This window comes from Acidovorax sp. Root275, assembly GCF_001428965.1.
Lineage (GTDB): Bacteria > Pseudomonadota > Gammaproteobacteria > Burkholderiales > Burkholderiaceae_C > Acidovorax > Acidovorax radicis.
In genome coordinates this window covers 33,144-51,671 of the sequence record NZ_LMJH01000005.1, presented here as the reverse complement: position 1 = coordinate 51,671, position 18,528 = coordinate 33,144, and the positions used below count along the sequence as shown (strand labels likewise).

The following is an 18,528-nucleotide window of genomic DNA, read 5'->3' as shown; positions in this document are numbered from 1 at the left end:
GCGCAAAGCACAGCCATAGCTCGGGCTATGGCGAGCATTTGCAACGACGAGCCGGGGCGTTTTGGCGTGCAAGGCGGGCATGGGTAAAAGACTCTCAGCCTCTCAGGCAGCAGGTGGTGCAGGCGTTTCGGCATCGGCCGCAAACAGGTCCAGTATGCGCCAGCCGCGCTCCTGGGCCAGCGCGCGCAGGCGGGGGTCGGGGTTGGTGGCGACCGGGTGGTTCACCTTCTCCAGCAGGGGCACGTCGTTCATGGAATCACTGTAGAACGTGCTTTCGACATCGCCCCAGCCCAGTTGCCGCTCGGCCAGCCATTGTTCCATGCGCCGCACCTTGCCTTCGCGCATGGTGGGAATGCCATCGATTTCGCCGGTGTACCAGCCACTGGCGTCGCGCGCCAGCTGTACGGCCAGCAGTTGTTCCACGCCCAGCGCCCGGGCGATGGGCGTGGTCACAAACTCATTGGTGGCGGTGACGATCAGCACTTCGTCGCCAGCGGCCTGATGCTGGCGAACGAGGTTGAGCGCCTGGGGCTGGATGGCCGGGCCGATCACATCCCGCATGAATTGCAGGTGCGCCGCAGCCGCCGCCTCGGGGCCGCGCAGGCGCACGGCCTCGGTGGCAAAACGCACATAGTCATGCACGTTGAGTGTGCCCGCCTGGTAGTGGGCATAGAACTCGTCGTTGCGGCGCGCGAACTCCACGGGGTCATTCCAGCCGATGCGGATGGTGAACTCGCCCCACTCATAGTCGGAGTCAAGCGGGAGCAGCGTGTGGTCGAGGTCGAACAGCGCAAGCCGCAGGCGGGGTTCAGAAGTCATTCGGGTTCACAAATAAAAGGAATGCATGGACCGGCATCATTCCGATTCCAGCATCGTCTTGAGCAAGGGAATCGTGATGGCCCGCTGGGTGCGCAGCGCAAAAGCGTCGAGCTGGTCGAGCAATTGCATGAGGCTGCCCAGATCGCGCGAGAAGCGGTTGAGCATGTAGTCCATGACCTCATCGCCCAGGAACACGCCGCGGGCGTCGGCCTCCTGGCGCAGCACGGCGCGGCGCTCGGCCTCGCCCAGCAGCTGCAGCTGGAACACATGGCCCCAGCCCAGGCGGCTGCGCAGGTCGTCGCGCAGGGGCAGGTCGGCAGGTGGCAGGTTGCCAGCGGCCAGCACCCAGCGCTGACTGCCGCTGGCGGGGCTGATGGCGTTCACAAACCAGTTGAAGGCCGTGGCCTGCTGGGCGGTGCTGTACAGGTGCACATCGTCCATGACCACGGCAGCCCAGTTCTCGTCGAAATCCGGGGGCTCGGCCACCGAAGGGTCCAACCAGCCCACGCTGGAGCCCTGCTCGCGCACGGCCTGGCGCACGGCCTGAAGCAGATGGGTCTTGCCACTGCCCGGCTCTCCCCACAGGTAGGTGGGCACTGGCGACCGGGTGGCCTCGCTGCTGCCCGCACCCGCTGCCAGGCGCAGGTGTTGTAGGGCCGCCTCATTGGGGCCCGCATGAAACCGGGCCAGCGTAGGCCCTGTGGCCAGGCCAATGTCCAGCGCCAGCTGCTTCATCATGCGCGGCGCCCTGGCAGCAAGGGCAGGCCCGAGGCAGCAGGAGCAGGAACGGTGGACAACAAGGGGATCGGCAGCTGCATCACAGGTGAATTGGAAGGCGCCTGGCCGTATGTGACTGCGGCGGGGCGCCGCAAAAAAAGTGCTTCGGGCGCGTTGTCGCAACGCATCCTCTTCTTGCAAAGAGGTTTGGCGACAATGGGCGCGATTTTAGTCTGTGGCAAATGCCCTGCGCCAACCGTCCGGCCCCGCCTTGGGAATCCACCCTCCCATGCCCCTGTCCCGCCACAGGAGTCCCTGAGGTGAGTCAGCCTGCCGATGGAGCTTTCATCGCATTTTTCCCGGCCATTGCAAGGCCCGCAACGAGCCCAGCGATGTTCCGCTTCAAGCGATCGCCTCCCAGCGACCTGTGCGCTCGGACAGCCAGAGGGCATCGATCACCCGCGCCTGGGCGACCGCATCCTCCAGTCCTCCGGCCTGCGGGCTTGCACCATCGCGGACGCGGCGGCAAAAGGCCTCGACCTGCAGCCGGTACTGGTCGGCCGCTGGCAGGGTTTCGACAGTGACACTGCTGCCATCCAGAAGGCCTCCCTCGTCCAGCGCCAAGTGCATCTGCTCGCCCCGGGCTGCATTGAATGGAATGAACAGCTCGATGCGGCAAAGGGTACCCACCACCTGCACCCTTTGAAACCGGACGCTTTGCGTCGATACCGTGAAATTGAGCTGCCGTCCGGCGCCAAAATCCAGCAACGCGCTGGTGAGCCGGTCGGTCCCCAACTGCGGGTCGCGGTCGACCAGCGAGACCGCCCGCCGAGGCTCGCTTTCAAACAGATAGCGCCCGGCCAACACCGCATAGCAGCCGATGTCGTAGAGCGCCCCGCCCCCAATACCAGGCTGGTTGCGGATGTTGCCTGGATCGTCATTGAAGTACGAGAAAAACACCTGCACCGCCCGCAATTCGCCGATGCGCCCGGCACGCACAAGCTCCCGGGCTCGCCGCCACTGGGGATGGTGGCGCACCATGAAAGCCTCTTCAATGTGCACCCGGGCCGATGCAGTTTGCAGTGTCTCGGCCTCGGCGGCGGAGAGCGCCACCGGTTTCTCGCACAGCACGTGCTTGCCCGCAGCCGCCGCCTGCAGGGTGAGCGGCACATGCAGATGGTTGGGCAGCGGGTTGTAGACGGCCTCGATAGCCGGGTCGGCCAGCAGCTCTTCGTAGCTGCCGTAGGCCTGGGCAATGCCCAGGGACCGCGCAGCCTCCTGCGCGGGAGGCAGGGTACGCGAGGCGATCGCGCGCAGTTCGACCAGCGGGCTGGACAACATCGCAGGGATCACATGCTGGACACCGATCTTGGCCGTGCTCAGCACGCCCCACACCACAGGTTTCATGGGTACCCCCGGTCCTGGTGATCCATCAGAGATAGCTGTTGAGCAGGTTCTCGAGCAACTCCTGCCGCCCGGAAACTGGCCGTGTGTCCTGGTTGCGCTCCAGGGCGCGCGCCGCCACCTGGTCCAGCCCGAGCCGTCCGCCCAGCAGATCCTGGCCAAACGCCTCGCCCCAACCCGCGTAGCGGACATCGACATGGCGGGCCAGGCGCCCGTCCGTGATCATTTTCTCGGCAATCAGCAACGCCCGGGCTGAAACGTCCATACCGCCGATGTGGCCGTGGAACATGTCCTCGGCATCCAGCGACTGGCGCCGCACCTTGGCGTCGAAGTTGAGGCCCCCGGTGGTAAAGCCGCCGGCCTGCAGGATCAGGTACAGGGCCAGCGCGGTCTCGGGGATGTTGTTGGGGAACTGGTCGGTGTCCCAGCCGCACTGCATGTCGCCGCGGTTCATGTCGATGGAGCCGAAGATGCCCAGGTCGATGGCCGTGGCGATCTCGTGCTCGAAGCTGTGCCCCGACAGCGTGGCGTGGTTGGCCTCGATGTTGACCTTGATCTCCTTGTCCAGCCCATAGCGGGCCAGAAACCCGTAGACCGTGGCGGTGTCGAAGTCGTACTGGTGCTTGGAGGGCTCGCGCGGCTTGGGCTCGATGAGGATGGTGCCGGTGAAGCCGATCTTGTGCTTGTACTCCACCACCATGTTCAAGAAGCGCCCCATCTGGTCCAGCTCGTGGCCCACGCGGGTGTTGAGCAGGGTTTCGTACCCCTCGCGGCCGCCCCACAGCACGTAGTTCTCTCCGCCGAGCTTGAGCGTCGCGTCCATCGCCTCCTTCACCTGCAGTGCGGCCAGCGCAAAGATTTCGGGGTCGGGATTGGTCGATGCGCCCGACATAAAGCGCCGGTGGCTGAACAGGTTGGCCGTGCCCCACAGCAGCTTCACGCCCGTCTGGGCCTGCTTGGCCTGCAGCACTTCCACCATCTCGTGCAGGTACTTCACGCTCTCGCGGGGCGTGCTGCCTTCGGGCGCCACGTCGCGGTCGTGAAAGCAGTAGTACGGCGCGCCCAGCCGGGCGAAGAAGTCGAACGCCGCGTCGGCTTTCAGGCGCGCGGCGGCCATGGGGTCGGCCACCTGCTGCCACGGGCGCTCGAAGGTGCCGTCGTAGCCAAAGGGGTCGAACCCGTTCCAGCAGAAGCTGTGCCAGTAGCACACGGCAAAGCGCAGGTGGTCTTCCATGCGCTTGCCCAGCACCAGGCGGTCTTTGTCGTACCACTTGAAGGCCAGCGGGTTGGTGGAATCGGGGCCTTCGTAGGCGATGGGGGAAATGTCGGAGAAGTAGGTGCTCATGGTTTTCTCGGCTAAGGACGGAACATGGCTCAGGACAGGCTCGGGAAAGGGTTCGGGGACATCAGGGCCTGCGGTACAGGCTGCGAAACAAGGCGTGGCGCGGCGCCAGCAAGGCGCGCTCGGCAGGATCAGGCAGGTAGACGGTGTCGATGGGCGGCGGCAGGCACACCCACTCCAGGGGTGTGCCGACGCTCAGGGCGCCCAGGCGCGCGGCACCCAGCGCGCCGCCCACGGCCGAGCCGCCGTGGGTCACGATCTCCACGTTCAGCGCGCTGGCCAGCATCTGCGCCCAGAAGGCGCTGCGGGCGCCACCGCCCACCAACGACAGGCGCGACACCTCGCTGCCGGCGGCATGCAAGGCAGCCAAGCCGTCCCGCAAGCCAAAGCTCACGCCCTCCATCACCGCATAGCCCAGGCGTGCGGCGTCCGTGTCCATATCCAGCCCGTGGAAGCTGCCGCGCACCCGGGCGTCGTTGTGGGGCGTGCGCTCGCCGCTGAGGTAGGGCAGAAACACCGGCGCTGCCTCGCGGTCCTGGGCGCTCAGTGCGGCGGCGCGTGCGGCCACCTCGCCCGCGTCCGCAGCGCCCAGCAGGTGGGCCACCCACTGCAGCGCGCTGGCGGCGGCCAGCATCACGCTCATCTGGTGCCAGCGGCCCGGCACTGCGTGGCAGAACGCATGCGTGGCACTGGCGGCATTGGGCTGGTACTGCGGCGTGACCACAAACAGCACGCCGCTGGTGCCCAGCGACAGGAACCCCTGGCCGGGCTGCACCGCGCCCATGCCCACGGCGCTGGCGGCGTTGTCGCCCGCACCACCGGCCACCACGGTGCCGGGCCGCAGGCCCAGCGACTGCGCCACGTCGGCCCGCAGGCGCCCGCTCACTGCGCTGCCTTCCACCAGGCGCGGCATGTGCTGTCGCGCCAGGCCGGTCAGCGCCAGCAGTTCATCCGACCAGTCGCGGCGCTGCACATCGAGCCACAGGGTGCCGCTCGCGTCCGACAGGTCGCTCACATGCTCGCCGGTCAGCATCAGGCGCACATGGTCCTTGGGCAGCAGCACCTTGGCGATCTGCCGGAACACCGCGGACTCGTGGCGCGCTACCCAGCGCAGCTTGGGGGCCGTAAAGCCGGGCATGGCCAGGCTGCCGCCCAGACCGCTCAGCGCCGGCAGCTCGCGCATCATCTCCGCGCACTCATCGGCGCTGCGCGTGTCGTTCCAGAGGATGGCCGGGCGCAGCACGCGGTCGTGTGCATCGAGCAGCACCGCGCCATGCATCTGGCCCGACAGGCCGATGGCCTCGGTGGCTGCGTATTCCTCCGGGTGCACGGCCCGCAGGCTGGCCAGGGCGTCCTGCGTGGCGACCCACCAGTCGGCCGGGTCCTGCTCGCTGTGGCCGGGGTGGGGGCGTGACACCGACAGGGGCGCGCCCGCCGCCCCCAGCACCCGCTGGTCCGGTCCGAGCAACAAAGCTTTCACTTCCGAGGTGCCGATGTCGATGCCGATGTACATGGTGGATGGATGCGTTCAGTGAAGAAGGGCGGGCGGTGTGGCGCCTGCCGGTGGTGGGGCCAAGGCCTGGTCATCGGCCCCCGTCGCGGCGACTGCCGGCGCGTGCATGGGCCGCAGCTCGTGGTGCAGCACCAGCGCGGCCGCGCCCACGGCCGAGGCCAGCAGGCCGTAGCGGGCTGCGCGCACGGCGGGCGCCGCCACGCCGGCGCTGGCTGCGTAGGCATCGAGCGTGTCGCGGGCCTGCTGCACGATGCCGGGGTGCCGCTCGCACGAGGGCCCGCCCACCACCAGGGCGCCGGGGTTGAAGGTGGTCCAGAGGTTCTGCAGCACCACGCCCAGAAACACGCCGCCGCGCGCAGGGTCGCTCTCGCGCTCCAGGGCACGTGCCCCGAAGAAAGTCTCGGCACACCCCTTGCGTCCGCACGAACACAGTGGCCCGTCGATCTGCAAAATGCTGTGGCCGATTTCGCCGGCCATGCCCTGCAGCCCGGTGAACAGCCGGTCGTTGAGCACGATGCCCGCCCCCACGCCCACGCCGCAGGTCACGAAGATCAGCGAGTCCGTCGCTTCACCATCTGCAAACTCGTACTCGCTGAGCGCGGCGGTGTCCGCCTCGTTCTGCACATGCACCGCCACCGGCGGGCTGCCCGCGTCGGCCAGCGCACGCGTGATCAGCGGCAAAAAGGCCACGTCGCGCCAGCCCAGGTTGGGCGCAAAGCGGATGGTGCCGGTGGCCTCGTCGAACGCGCCGGGCACGCCGATGCCCACGCCCGACACGGTGACCGGCCTGGCCGCCAGTTCGGCCTGCGTGCGCAGCACCAGCGCCGCCACCTGGCGGCACACGGCGGCGGGGTCGCGGTCGGCCAGGGGCGCCTCGGCCGCGCACAGCACCTCGCCGGTGACCGACACGCCCACCACCCGCAGCGACTCGACGCCGATCTCCACGCCCACCATGGCGCGGCGGCTGCCGTCCAGGCGCAGCGGTGTGGACGGGCGGCCCATGCCTTGCGCGGCGGCCAGCCCGGTTTCGGCGAGCCAGCCTTCGTCGATCAGCTCCCGCACCAGCAGGCTCACGGTGGATTTGGTCAGGCCGCTTTCGCTGGCCAGTTGGGCGCGGGACAGGCTTCCGCGCTGGCGCAGCAGCCGCAGCAGCACGCTGCGGTTGATGCGTTTGACAAGTTGCTGGTCGCCGGTGGTCTTCATGCGGGTGTGGGGGTCGGCGCAGGCTCGCCAAGGCGGTGGGCCTGCGCTTTTCCTTCGGGTTGTTTGCCTGCGATGATCATGCCCAGAACCTCGTCCTCGGTGACATCAGTCGTGCGGTAGGCGCCCACCATGCGCCCGTTCTTCATCACCGCCAGGCGGTCGCTGAGCCCGAACACGTCGGGCATGTCGTGGGTGATCAGGAAGATGCCCACGCCGTCGGCCTTGAGCTGGCGCACCAGGCGGCCCACCATGGCGGTCTCCTCGGGGCCCAGCGCGGCGGTGGGCTCGTCCATGATCAGGATACGGGCGTTGAAGTAGATGGCGCGCGAGATGGCCACCACCTGGCGCTGCCCGCCCGACAGGCGCCGCACCGGCGTGCGCACGTTGCGGAAGTTCTTGTTCAGGCGCTCGAAGACCTTGCGGGCTTCGGCGTCCATGCGGTGGTCGTCCAGCGTGTTCCAGCGGGTGAGCAGCTCGCGGCCCAGAAACAGGTTGGCCACCGCGTCCAGGTTGTCGGCGAGCGCCAGCGTCTGGTAGATGGATTCGATGCCCAGCCGCTGCGCGTCGGCCGGCGTGCGGATGTGGGCGCTCTGCCCCTGCACCAGCACCTCGCCGCTGTCGATGGGGTAGGCGCCGGCCAGCATCTTCATCAGCGTGGACTTGCCCGCGCCGTTGTGCCCCAGCAGGGCCACCACCTCGCCCGGGTACAGGTTGAGGCTGACGTCGTCCACCGCCCGCACGCCGCCGAACGACTTGCGGATGCCGCGCATCTCCACCAATGGCGCGTTCATGCGGTGTCTCCCGTCAGGCGGCGGTAGACCACGTCAAACACCACGGCCGCGATCAGCACCTGCCCGATGATCACGTAGCGCAGGCCGATCGAGATGTCGAGCAGCAAGAGCCCGCTGTCGATGCTCTGCATGATGAGCGCCCCCAGCACCGACCCCAGGATGGAGCCGCTGCCGCCTGCCAGCGCCGTGCCGCCGATCACGGCCGCCGCGATCACGAACAGCTCCATGCCGGTACCCAGCGAATTGGTGCCTGCATTGAGCCGCGCAATCGAGACCATGGCTGCAATCGTGATGAGCACGCCCATCAGCGCAAACAGCATCAGCGTGACGCGCCGCACCGGAATGCCGACCAGGGCTGCGGCCTCCGGGTTGCCGCCGATGGCGAACACGTAGCGCCCAAAGCGCGTGCGCCGCACGATGAACGACAGCACCACCGCCACGCCGCCCCAGATGAGCACGGGGATGGGCACGCCCTGCGGCGCATCCTTGGTGGGTATCTGGTACGCGTTCATCGTGGCGACAAAGCCCACGGCGATCACGGCCGGCACGGCTGCCACCAGCGCATCGAGCCACAGCGCGGGGTTGGGCACACCGTACGACGCCTTGGCCCGGCGCCGCAACCAGGTCTTCAAGCCCAGCGCCACCACCAGCACCACGGCCAGCACCCAGCTGGCCTGCACGCCGATGGCGCCATCGAAGCCGCCGCCCAGGCGCTGAAAAAAGCTGTCGCTGACCGGCTGGGTCTTGCCGTCGGCCACCATGAAGGCCGCGCCGCGAAACGACATCAGCCCGCCCAGAGTAACCACGAAGGACGGCACCCCCAGCATCGCCGTGAGCGCGCCCTGGTAGAGCGACACGCCGATCGCCACCGCCAGCCCGGCCAGCGACGCCGCCACCCAGTGCCAGCCGGCGGTGTACATCAGCGTGGCGATCAGCACGCCGACAAAACCCATCACCGAGCCCACCGAGAGATCGATGTGGCGCGCCACGATCACCAGCACCACCACCGTGGCCACGATGCCGACCACGGCCGTCTGCTGGGCAATGTTGTAGAGGTTCTCGGGCGACAGGAACAAGCCGCCCGAGAGGATGTTGAACACGATGGCGGTGACCATCAGGACAGCGCCCATCAGCACCAACCGCCAGTCGATGGCCAGTTGCCTGAGGGCATGGGGAACAGGACTCACAAGCGCACTCCGCCAGAAATGAGAAGGGACCGGGTTCAGGCCTGCCCGCCGCGCACGGCAATGCCCCGCTCCCGGTCCGGGAGCTTCAAAACATGTTGTTCAGCAGCCGGGCGGCACGCAGCGCCGCGCCGGGCTCACTTGCAGGCGGCGGGCGCCTTGGCAGCGTCCACGCCCTTGCACAGTGCATCCTTCTGGATCCAGCCGGCCTTCACCACCAGATCGAGGTTCTTGGCAGTGATCGGCACGGGTTTCAGGAACTGCGCCTGCAGCGACACCTTTTTCTCCCCGCCGTTCCAGGTCTGGGCGCCCGCCACCTTCTGGCCCTTGGCCAGCGCGACGGCTGCTGCGGCGGCGTCGCGGCCCAGGTCGCGGGCGTCCTTCCAGACCGACACCGTCTGCGAGCCCTGGGCCACGCGGTTCAGTGCAGCATGGTCGCCATCCTGGCCGGACACCGGGATGCCCTTGATGCCCTTGGCCGTCAGCGCCGCCACCACACCGCCGGCCGTGCCGTCGTTGGAGGCCACCACGGCGTCAATCTTGCCGCCGCTCTTGGTGATGATCTGCTCCATGTTCTTTTGCGCGACCTCGGGCTTCCAGCCTTCGGTGTATTCCTCGCCGACGATCTTGATGTCGCCCTTGGTGATGGCCGCCTCGATCACCTCCTGTTGCCCGCCGCGCAGGAAGTTGGCGTTGGGGTCGGTGGGCGATCCCTTGATCATCACGTAGTTGCCCTTGGGCTTGGCCTCGAACACGGCGCGGGCTTGCATGCGGCCGACCTCGACGTTGTCAAAGGTGATGTAGAACACACCCGGGGCCTCGATCAGGCGGTCGTAGGCCACGACCGGGATCTTCTGCTGCGCGGCCTTGTTGACGGCTGGCAGGATCGCGTCCTTGTCCATCGCCAGCACGATCAGCACCTTGGCGCCTTTGGCGATGAGGGAGTCGACGTCGGACAGTTGCTTCTCGGGCGACCCGCCCGCATCGGCGCTGATGTAGCTGGCGCCCAGCTTGGCCAGTTGGTCCTTGATGGCTTTCTCGTCGGTCTTCCAGCGCTCTTCCTGGAAGTTGGACCAGCTCACGCCCACCACCTGGGCGAACGCACTGGCGCTAGACAGGCCCAGCACCAGGGCTGCCAGGGCGGTCAAGGTTGTCTTCAATTTCATTCTTGTCTCCATTGATTGGCCTCGTGCGGGCCTTGGTTGGTGTGAACGACGTTGACTGTCGTGCCGCAATCCCTCTCGCTGAACCCTGCAGGCTTCAGTCCGCCGCAGGCGTTTTCCGGTGCCAGGCAACGACTTCAACCCGACATAGTGCGGACGACGAACTAATTATGAAAGGATCGTACGGGTGCACACATCCGGGCAAACCCGACATAGTTTGATGAGTGAACTTATTAGTTGAGCAGCGATAAAAAGTGCAGCCATGGATGTCACGCCCGGCCTTGTGACCAGCCCTCGCCGCATTCGATGGCCGCTGTGTGCGAGTTGGTGCCCCGCCCCGGTTGCGGCTCCAAAGCCCCCGCCCAGACAGGGCTGAGAAAGCCCGCCCGGGCGGTGCCCCTTAAAATCCCCGGATTCCAGCCCGCCCGGCGGGTCTACCAGCACCAAAGCCCCTTCCATGAGCTCCTCTGCCTCCTCCACCCCCATCTCCTACAAAGACGCCGGCGTTGACATCGACGCGGGCGACGCGCTGATCGAGCGCATCAAGCCGCTGGCCAAGAAGACCATGCGCGAAGGCGTGCTGGCGGGCATCGGCGGCTTCGGCGCCCTGTTCGAGGTGCCCAAGCGCTACAAGGAGCCCGTGTTGGTGTCTGGCACCGATGGCGTGGGCACCAAGCTCAAGCTGGCGTTCGAATGGAACATGCACGACACCGTGGGCATCGACCTGGTGGCCATGAGCGTGAACGACGTGCTGGTGCAGGGCGCCGAGCCTCTGTTCTTCCTCGACTACTTCGCCTGCGGCAAGCTCGATGTGGACACTGCGGCGGCCGTGATCGGCGGCATTGCCAAGGGCTGCGAGCTGTCCGGCTGTGCCCTGATCGGCGGCGAAACCGCCGAGATGCCCGGCATGTACCCCGCAGGCGAATACGATCTGGCCGGCTTTGCCGTGGGTGCGGTCGAAAAGGCCAAGATCCTGACTGGCCAGGACGTGAAGCCCGGCGACGTGGTGCTGGGCCTGGCCAGCCACGGCGTGCACTCCAATGGCTTCAGCTTGGTGCGCAAGTGCATCGAGCGTGCAGGCGCCACCGCCCCGGCCACGCTGGACGGCAAGCCCTTCAAGCAGGCCATCATGGAGCCCACCCGCCTGTACGTGAAGAACGTGCTGGCCGCACTGGCTGCCCACCCGCATACGCAGGATGCCGGCGGCATCAAGGCCCTGGCCCACATCACCGGCGGCGGCCTGTTGGAGAACATCCCCCGCGTGCTGCCCGACGGCACCGCCGCCCACCTGGCCAAGGGCAGCTGGCCCCAGACCGAGCTGTTCGCCTGGCTGCAGAAGACGGCCGGTATCGACGACATCGAGATGAACCGCACCTTCAACAACGGTATCGGCATGGTGGTGGTGGTGGATGCTGCCGCCGCAGAAGCCACGGCCGCCACGCTGCGCGCCGCGGGCGAGCAGGTGTACGCCATCGGCACCATCGCCGCACGCGGCGACGGTGTGGCCGTGGTCGTGGCCTGAGGTGAAGCAACACCCCCCTGAGCCGCTTCGCGGCTTCCCGCCGGACTCGGCCGCGCCAGTGTCGAGCCATGCAGGTGATGTGCAGCGCCGTGACTGACCAACACCCCACCACGCTACCGCCCCGCGCCCTGAACCTGGGCATCGTGGCAGCCAGTTACGTGCTGATGGCTGCTGTGCTGCTGCTGGTGATGTGGCGCGGCCTGTTACCCGGCCTGCTGTGCGTATGCCTGGGCTTCCTGCTCACCCGCGCCCTCACCGGCTGGTTTGCCCAGGGGCTGGGCCGCATCCAGCGGCAACCCACCCCCTCCGCCACCAGCCTGCGCGTGGCGCAGGTGACGGCGGCGGGCCTGGTGATGCTGCTGCCGCTGGCGCTGCTGGCGGCGGGCCTCACCCACTCGCGCGGCTACCTGGTCAGTGCGCCGCAGCAATACCAGGAACTGCTCACCTACATGGCACGCACGGTGCTGGAGCTGCGCTTGAAGCTGCCCGCCGATGTGGCCTCGCACCTGCCGGAGGGCGTAGCCGATATTCAGCGCATCATCGCCAACTACCTGGGCGCCAAGGCGGGGGCCCTGGCCATGGCGGGGCGTGCCTGGCTGGCGGGGGTGCTGTTTGCCTATGTGGGCCTGCTGATTGGCGCCCTGGCTGCCGTGCGGCCGCCAGTGCTGGCGCGCGGCCCGCTGGCCCAGCAGCTCAAGCTGCGCATCACGCTGTTTGGCGAGGCGTTCCGCCAGATCGTGGCAGCGCAGTTCTGGATTGCAGCGTTCAACACGCTGCTGACCGCGCTGTTCCTGCTGTTTGTGCTGCCGCTGTGGGGCCTGCAGCTGCCTTACACGCCTGTGCTCATCACCTTCACCTTTGTGGCGGGGCTGGTGCCCATCGTGGGCAACCTGGTGTGCAACGTGGTGATCACGATCGTCGGCCTGTCAGTGTCGCCGCTGGCGGCTGCGGCATGCCTGGGCTTCCTGATCCTGATCCACAAGGCCGAATACGTGATCAACGCCAAGGTGGTGGGGCGCCGCACGCAGATGGGCGTGTGGGAGCTTCTGAGTGTGATGTTCGTGGCAGAGGCCGTCTTTGGCCCCGCCGGGCTGGTGGCAGCGCCGCTGTTCTACGCCTACCTCAAGAAGGAACTGGTGGCGTCGCGGCTCGTGTAGTGGCCCCACCCCCGCCGGGCGCTGCAGCCGCAGCAGCCTGGCCCATCCCTCCCCTCTGAGCCCAGCGGCTCACCGAGGGCCATATGCCCGCCATGCCCCCTGCAGGGACTTTCCCGTGCAAGGCCAGTGCGGGTTATCGCCATGCTGAAAGCCAGCACTCCGGGGCTACCCTGCTCTTTGAACAGATTCTTGATGCCGCGCCCACTCGACGGACGGCGACAGCGCCTGGTCTCCACTTTTTTTCAGGGGCTCCCCATGACCATTGCACGAAAACTGGCACTTCTGGTGCTGAGCGCCCTCCTCGGCATCGCCGTCCTGACCTCGTGGTTCCTGCTGTCCGAGCGCCAGTTGATCCTGGAGGAGCGCCAGACGGGCGTGCGCCAGGTCGTGGAATCCGCGCATGGCATTGCCACACACTTCCACGACCTCAGCACCAAGGGTGGCATGCCCGATGACGAAGCCCGCAAGCGCGCGGCGGCGGCCATTCAGGCGGTGCGCTACAGCGGCAACGAATATGTCTGGATCAACGACATGCACCCCCGCATGGTGATGCACCCGATCCGCCCCGAGCTCAACGGACAAGACCTCACGGCCAACAAGGACCCCAACGGCAAGCAGCTGTTTGTCGAGTTCGTGCGCACTGTGCAGGCCAGCGGCGCGGGCTTCGTGCCCTACCTGTGGCCCAAGGCCGGCAGCGACACGCCGGTGGAGAAAACCTCCTACGTCAAAGGCTTTGCCCCCTGGGGCTGGGTGATCGGTTCGGGCGTCTACATCGACACCGTCAACACCGCCATCTGGCAGCGGGCACTGCGGTTCGGCGTGCTGGCCCTGCTGCTGGGGGCCGCCCTGCTGGTGCTGGGCACCCTCATATCGCGCAACCTGCTGCGCCAGCTGGGCGGCGAGCCCGGCTACGCGCGCAGCATTGCCCGCAGCATCTCTGAAGGGGATCTGTCGGTGGCAGTCGCCACGCGTGCGGGCGACAGTTCCAGCCTCATGCTGGACATGCAGTCCATGCGCGACAGCCTGCACCGCATCGTGCAGCGGGTGCGCGACGGCACCGAACACATTGCCAGCGCGTCGCAACAGATCGCTGCGGGCAATCACGACCTGTCTGCCCGCACCGAATCCCAGGCCAGCGCGCTGGAGCAGACCGCTGCGTCCATGGAAGAGATGACCTCCAACGTGAAGCAGAACGCCGACAACGCCCGCCAGGCCAGCGTGCTGGCCCAAACCGCCTCGGACGTCGCTCGCAAGGGGGGCGCGGTGGTCGAGAAAGTCGTGCAGACCATGGGCTCGATCGACGCGTCTTCGCGCAAGGTGTCCGACATCACGGGCGTCATCGAGGGCATCGCGTTCCAGACCAACATCCTCGCGCTCAACGCGGCGGTGGAAGCCGCCCGGGCCGGCGAACAGGGGCGGGGCTTTGCGGTGGTGGCCACCGAGGTGCGCAGCCTCGCGCAGCGCTCGTCCGAGGCGGCCAAAGAAATCAAGGCGCTTATCGGCCATTCGGCCGAGCAGGTGAAGGCGGGCGCACAGCTGGCGCAAGAGGCCGGGGCCACCATGCAGAACGTGGTGGACAGCGTGCTGCGCGTGTCAGCCGTGATCGAGGAGATCAGCCAGGCCAGCCGCGAGCAGACCGATGGCATCGAGCAGATCAACGAAGCCGTCTCGCAAATGGACCAGGGCACGCAGCAAAACGCGGCCTTGGTCGAGCAGGCCACCGCCGCCGCCGCCGCCTTGCAGCAGCAGGCCCATCAACTCAAGGAAGTGGTGGCCGCCTTTCAACTGCAGGCGGGTGCACACGCAGAACCATTGGCCGACAGGCGCCAGCCCCGGCTGACCTGAGCCGCTCAGACCATTTACTGCATATTTGATAGCAGAAAATGCCCTGCAGAAAAGCGGCAGTGCCTGATCTGATGGCTATTTTTCTTTGAACTGGCGGGCTACAAAGGCCCAGACCAGTGCCGAGGCATCGGGCCCCTGGGGATCGCTGTACGACAGCTGCGCGGCACCACCGCTCCAGGCATGGGCCAGCCCGACCACTTCGCGCAACGCCACAACCGTTCGGCCACGCGCCCGGAACTCGGTCACCCGCATGGCGTGGCGCTGCCCGCGCTGCAAGGTGCGGATGGCGCCCGCCCGCGCACCCAGCGCCTGTGCCCACAACTGTGCCGTGGCGGCCGCATTGCGCACCGACACCACACCATCCGCGTCGCCATGCAGCACCAGCAACGGCGGCAGCAGGCTGCCCGTCGGACTTTTTCCGCCCACAGCGGCAACCGATTCGACAGGTGCCCCGGCCGCCAGGGCGTCAGGCAGATGGGCATCACGCCGCCCATGCATGGCGGCGATGGCGGTGGCCGCGGACTCGGCCGTGCCCGGAGCCACACCCGAATGCATGGCCACGGCGCAAAACCGGTCGGGGTAGAGCGCCGCCATCAGCACGGCCATGCTGCCACCCGCCGACAGGCCCGCCACGGCCACGCGAGAAAGATCCACCGGGTGGCGGCGTGCGAGCTGGTCCACGGCGGCCAGCAGCGTGGCGGCTTCAGCCTCGGCCTTGCCACTGCGGCGTTCGAACCAGTTCCAGCAGCCATGCGCGTTGGCCATGCGTTCCTGCTCGGGGTAGAGCACCAGAAAGCGCTCACGCGCGGCGAGCCGGTTCATGCGCGACACGGCGGCCAGGTCCCGTCCGGTCTGGCCGCAGCCGTGCAGCATGACCAGGAGGGGCAGCTTCTCATCCACCGCCAACGCCAGGCCGGGCGGGGTGTACAGCTGAAACCGCCGCGCGCCCGCAGGCCCTGGTGCAATGCCCGCCAGCCATTTGCCGCTGGCCGGCACCGGCTTGCGGGCGGGGCGAGGGGTTCGCGTGCTGGACGGTTTTTGGGCAGCCACCACCCGCAGCTTTGCCGGCGCCTTGGCGCGCACGGGCTGCACCGCCCGCGTCGCCCGTGCAAACGCCTTCAGGTTGCGCTGGTACGCCCGCGTCAGCGCTGACATCGAAAACAGACGGGAACGGCGGGGCATGGGTGTTTGGGGCAGGACGGGCAAGGAGTTAAGGGAAAACCCTAGTCACCATAACAGCTTATGGCGAACAATTGCACATTGCTACCATATTTATAGCAATAATCCATTACAGGATAAGCGCCAGAGATTGTTTTTATCTCAAAGAATGCCCCACCCGCCCAGCATACCGAAGGCAGCGGGCAGACTACCCCCTCCAATATGGCCTAAATTGATCGAAGCTTGTCTCCAGGAGACGGGACGCCATCTGGTTGCGCTGAGAAGATTCAACCTTCATTTCAACCCGCCTTCGAGTTCACCATGAAAACCTGTCTGATTGTGATTGACGTCCAGGAATCCTTCCGCCACCGCCCCTATTTCACAGCCCAGGATCTGCCGGCCTATCTGCGTGCCCAGAACGCGCTGATCGAAGGCTGTGTGGCACGCGGCGTGCCCGTGGTGCGGGTGTTCCATGCAGAAGGCCCGGCTGTGCCCGAGAAAGCTTTCTCTGTCGCGTCGGGCCATGTGCGGGCGCTGGAGGGCCTGGTGGACTTCGAGGCAGCCGCCACCTTCACCAAATCTCGCCACAGCGCGCTGGTGGGCACGGGGCTGGACGTGTGGCTGACACAACACGGCGTCCAGCGCCTGATCGTGAGTGGCATCCGCACCGAGCAGTGCTGCGAGACCACCACCCGCCACGCCTCCGACCTGGGCTGGGAGGTGGACTACGTCACCGACGCAACCCTGACCTGGGACATGGAGCAACCCGACGGCCAGACGCTGGCGGCCGCAGACATCAAGACCCGCACCGCCACCGTGCTGCAGGGCCGGTTTGCCACCCTGAGCACGGTTCAGCAGGCCATCGACCGGGCCGCAGCATGAGCCCGGCCATGAACACCTTCTCCGCACCCCACCCCCTGCAGATCTCCATCCTGTTCTTCGACGAAGTGGAGGCCCTGGACCTGGGCGGCCCCTACGAAGTCTTCACCACTGCCAGCCGCATGCACCAGCGCCTGTACCCCGGCGCGCCCGCACCGTTTGGGGTGCAGTGCGTGGCCCGCAGCATGGCCCCGGTGCGCGCCCGCGCGGGCCTGCGCGTGTTGCCCGATGCGGACTTTGCCACCGCCGCCACGCCCGATGTGCTCATCGTGCCGGGTGGTGTGGTCGATGCCGCCGCTGCCTGCCAAAGCACCCGCGCGTGGGTTGCCCAGGCGGCGGGCGGTGCGCAGATCACAGCCTCGGTGTGCACGGGCGCCTTTATTTTGGCGGCGGCAGGTGTCCTCACCGAGGGGCCCGCCACCACGCACTGGGAGGACATTGCCGACCTGCGCGCTCAGTTTCCTGCGCTCGACGTGCGGGAGAATGTGCGCTGGGTGGACCGGGGTGCGCTGGTCACGTCCGCGGGCATCAGCGCCGGCATCGACATGAGCCTGCACCTGGTCACGCGCCTCGTCGGCGCCGCGCTGTCCGAGCGCACCGCCCGCCAGATGGATACCCCGTGGAACAACAAGCCTTGACCCCCCTGTGCCGCTGCGCGTCACCCCCCCGAGGGGGACGCCGCCCGTGGACTGGCAAAGCCCGTTCCACGGTGGCACTGGCCTCGGTTGCGCCAGTTTTATGACGGGTCAACAGGAACAAGTGATGTCCAACACACTGCCCCAGCCCATCCACGTGTACTTTGCTTTGCTACCGGGCAGCCTGGTGCTGGACTGGGCGGGCCCGGCCGAGGCGCTGCGCATTGCCAACCAGACCCTGGTCAACCAGGGCCAGCCCGCGCGGTTTGTGCAGCACTTCGTGAGCCCCACTCCCCAATCCGTGTCTTCGGTGGGCGCCGTGCTGACAGGGCTGGAGCCGCTGCCCGCCACCTTGCCCTCCCCCGCGTGGGTGGTGCTGGTGGGGCTGGCGGGACAACACATCGACGTGGAAGGCGAAGAGGCGCGCGCCCTGCTGCACTGGCTGCGAGGGCTGCGGCCCGTGGCGGGGCAGCTGGACCTGATCACGGTGTGCGCTGGGTCGGTGCTGGCCGCCCATGCGGGCCTGCTGACGGGCCGCCGCGCCACCACCCACCACCAGCACCTGGACGAACTGGCTGCCGTGGACCCGCGCTGCGACGTGGTGGCCAACCGCGTGTTTGTGGCCGATGGCGCCGTATACAGCAGCGCGGGCGTTACCACGGGCATCGACCTGCTGCTGCACCGCCTCTCCGACACCTGCGGCCCCGCGCTGGCGGCCCAGGTCGCGCAGTCCATGGTGGTGGCGCTGCGCCGGGGACCGAACGACCCCGAGTTTTCCCCCTTTCTGCACCACCGCAACCACCTGCACCCCGCCCTGCACCGCGTGCAGGACGCCGTGGGCCAGCAGCCGCAAGCCGACTGGAGCGTGCCGCAGATGGCCGAGGTGGCCCACACTTCGCCCCGGCACCTCACGCGGCTGTTTCTGGAGCACGCGGGCATTGCGCCGCTGCAGTACCTGCGCCGCATCCGCCTGGCCACGGCCGAGGCCGCGCTGCGGTCTGGCCAGAACGTGACGCAGGCGGCGCTGATGGCAGGCTTCAGCTCGGACACCCAGCTGCGGCGCGCCTGGCACCAGTTCGGGCGCGGCGGCACGCCGTCGCAGGGCACCTTCCGAGGGCACACGCACTGAGCGTCCGCAAGCGCGCATTTCACGCCCACGGCCCATAATCAATGTCCATCGCGACTGCCCCATACCG

The 18,528-nt window shown here is 67.6% G+C and carries 16 protein-coding genes; 6 read left to right on the top strand and 10 right to left on the bottom strand.

Annotated features, from left to right (window positions below; genetic code table 11):
• Positions 1 to 102 precede the first annotated feature (102 nt).
• The 9 genes from ASE52_RS08395 to xylF form a co-directional block, all read right to left on the bottom strand.
• On the bottom strand, positions 103 to 819 hold the full coding sequence (locus ASE52_RS08395) for an HAD family hydrolase (protein WP_057225377.1): 717 nt from the start codon (positions 817 to 819) through the stop codon (positions 103 to 105).
• A 36-nt stretch (positions 820 to 855) separates the two neighbouring features.
• Positions 856 to 1,554 carry a DnaA regulatory inactivator Hda gene (hda, locus tag ASE52_RS08390; protein ID WP_010459245.1) on the bottom strand — a complete coding sequence of 233 codons (699 nt, stop codon included), beginning with the start codon at positions 1,552 to 1,554 and terminating at the stop codon, positions 856 to 858.
• A 384-nt stretch (positions 1,555 to 1,938) separates the two neighbouring features.
• Entirely contained in the window at positions 1,939 to 2,943 is a 1,005-nt protein-coding gene (locus ASE52_RS08385; protein WP_057225374.1) for a Gfo/Idh/MocA family oxidoreductase, read from the bottom strand.
• A 25-nt stretch (positions 2,944 to 2,968) separates the two neighbouring features.
• A complete protein-coding gene (gene xylA / locus ASE52_RS08380; RefSeq protein WP_057225373.1) occupies positions 2,969 to 4,285 on the bottom strand; it encodes a xylose isomerase in 1,317 nt (438 codons plus the stop codon).
• Between the two features lie 61 nt (positions 4,286 to 4,346).
• Positions 4,347 to 5,795 carry a xylulokinase gene (xylB, locus tag ASE52_RS08375; protein ID WP_057225372.1) on the bottom strand — a complete coding sequence of 483 codons (1,449 nt, stop codon included), beginning with the start codon at positions 5,793 to 5,795 and terminating at the stop codon, positions 4,347 to 4,349.
• 15 nt (positions 5,796 to 5,810) lie between these two features.
• Positions 5,811 to 6,998, bottom strand: coding sequence for an ROK family transcriptional regulator (locus ASE52_RS08370; protein ID WP_057225371.1), 1,188 nt, complete (start codon positions 6,996 to 6,998; stop codon positions 5,811 to 5,813).
• Positions 6,995 to 7,789 (bottom strand): ATP-binding cassette domain-containing protein, encoded by a 795-nt coding sequence (locus ASE52_RS08365; RefSeq protein WP_057225369.1) that lies wholly within the window; start codon positions 7,787 to 7,789, stop codon positions 6,995 to 6,997. Before ASE52_RS08365 ends, ASE52_RS08370 begins: the two co-directional genes overlap by 4 nt.
• Positions 7,786 to 8,976: an ABC transporter permease gene (locus ASE52_RS08360; RefSeq protein WP_035197422.1), complete on the bottom strand. Its 1,191-nt coding sequence runs from the start codon at positions 8,974 to 8,976 to the stop codon at positions 7,786 to 7,788. Before ASE52_RS08360 ends, ASE52_RS08365 begins: the two co-directional genes overlap by 4 nt.
• A 134-nt stretch (positions 8,977 to 9,110) precedes the next feature.
• Positions 9,111 to 10,139, bottom strand: a complete 1,029-nt coding sequence (xylF, locus tag ASE52_RS08355) for a D-xylose ABC transporter substrate-binding protein (RefSeq protein ID WP_057225367.1) — start codon at positions 10,137 to 10,139, stop codon at positions 9,111 to 9,113.
• 454 nt (positions 10,140 to 10,593) lie between these two features.
• Here xylF and purM point away from each other — a divergent pair, with 454 nt between their 5' ends.
• From purM to ASE52_RS08340, 3 genes are all read left to right on the top strand, one after another.
• Entirely contained in the window at positions 10,594 to 11,658 is a 1,065-nt protein-coding gene (gene purM / locus ASE52_RS08350; protein ID WP_057225366.1) for a phosphoribosylformylglycinamidine cyclo-ligase, read from the top strand.
• A gap of 77 nt (positions 11,659 to 11,735) precedes the next feature.
• Positions 11,736 to 12,815 carry an AI-2E family transporter gene (locus ASE52_RS08345; protein ID WP_010459228.1) on the top strand — a complete coding sequence of 360 codons (1,080 nt, stop codon included), beginning with the start codon at positions 11,736 to 11,738 and terminating at the stop codon, positions 12,813 to 12,815.
• Positions 12,816 to 13,070: 255 nt separating this feature from the next.
• Complete coding sequence (locus ASE52_RS08340; RefSeq protein WP_057225365.1) at positions 13,071 to 14,660, top strand: methyl-accepting chemotaxis protein; 1,590 nt, start codon at positions 13,071 to 13,073, stop codon at positions 14,658 to 14,660.
• Positions 14,661 to 14,735: 75 nt separating this feature from the next.
• Here the strand turns inward: ASE52_RS08340 and ASE52_RS08335 are convergent, their stop codons facing one another.
• Positions 14,736 to 15,842, bottom strand: a complete 1,107-nt coding sequence (locus ASE52_RS08335; protein WP_057225364.1) for a PHB depolymerase family esterase — start codon at positions 15,840 to 15,842, stop codon at positions 14,736 to 14,738.
• A gap of 297 nt (positions 15,843 to 16,139) precedes the next feature.
• Between ASE52_RS08335 and ASE52_RS08330 the strand changes: the two genes are divergently transcribed.
• The 3 genes from ASE52_RS08330 (at position 16,140) to ASE52_RS08320 (ending at position 18,461) form a co-directional block, all read left to right on the top strand.
• Positions 16,140 to 16,700, top strand: coding sequence for an isochorismatase family protein (locus ASE52_RS08330; RefSeq protein ID WP_057225363.1), 561 nt, complete (start codon positions 16,140 to 16,142; stop codon positions 16,698 to 16,700).
• 8 nt (positions 16,701 to 16,708) lie between these two features.
• Entirely contained in the window at positions 16,709 to 17,335 is a 627-nt protein-coding gene (locus tag ASE52_RS08325; RefSeq protein WP_241776960.1) for a DJ-1/PfpI family protein, read from the top strand.
• A gap of 124 nt (positions 17,336 to 17,459) precedes the next feature.
• A complete protein-coding gene (locus ASE52_RS08320; protein WP_010459217.1) occupies positions 17,460 to 18,461 on the top strand; it encodes a helix-turn-helix domain-containing protein in 1,002 nt (333 codons plus the stop codon).
• Positions 18,462 to 18,528 lie beyond the last annotated feature (67 nt).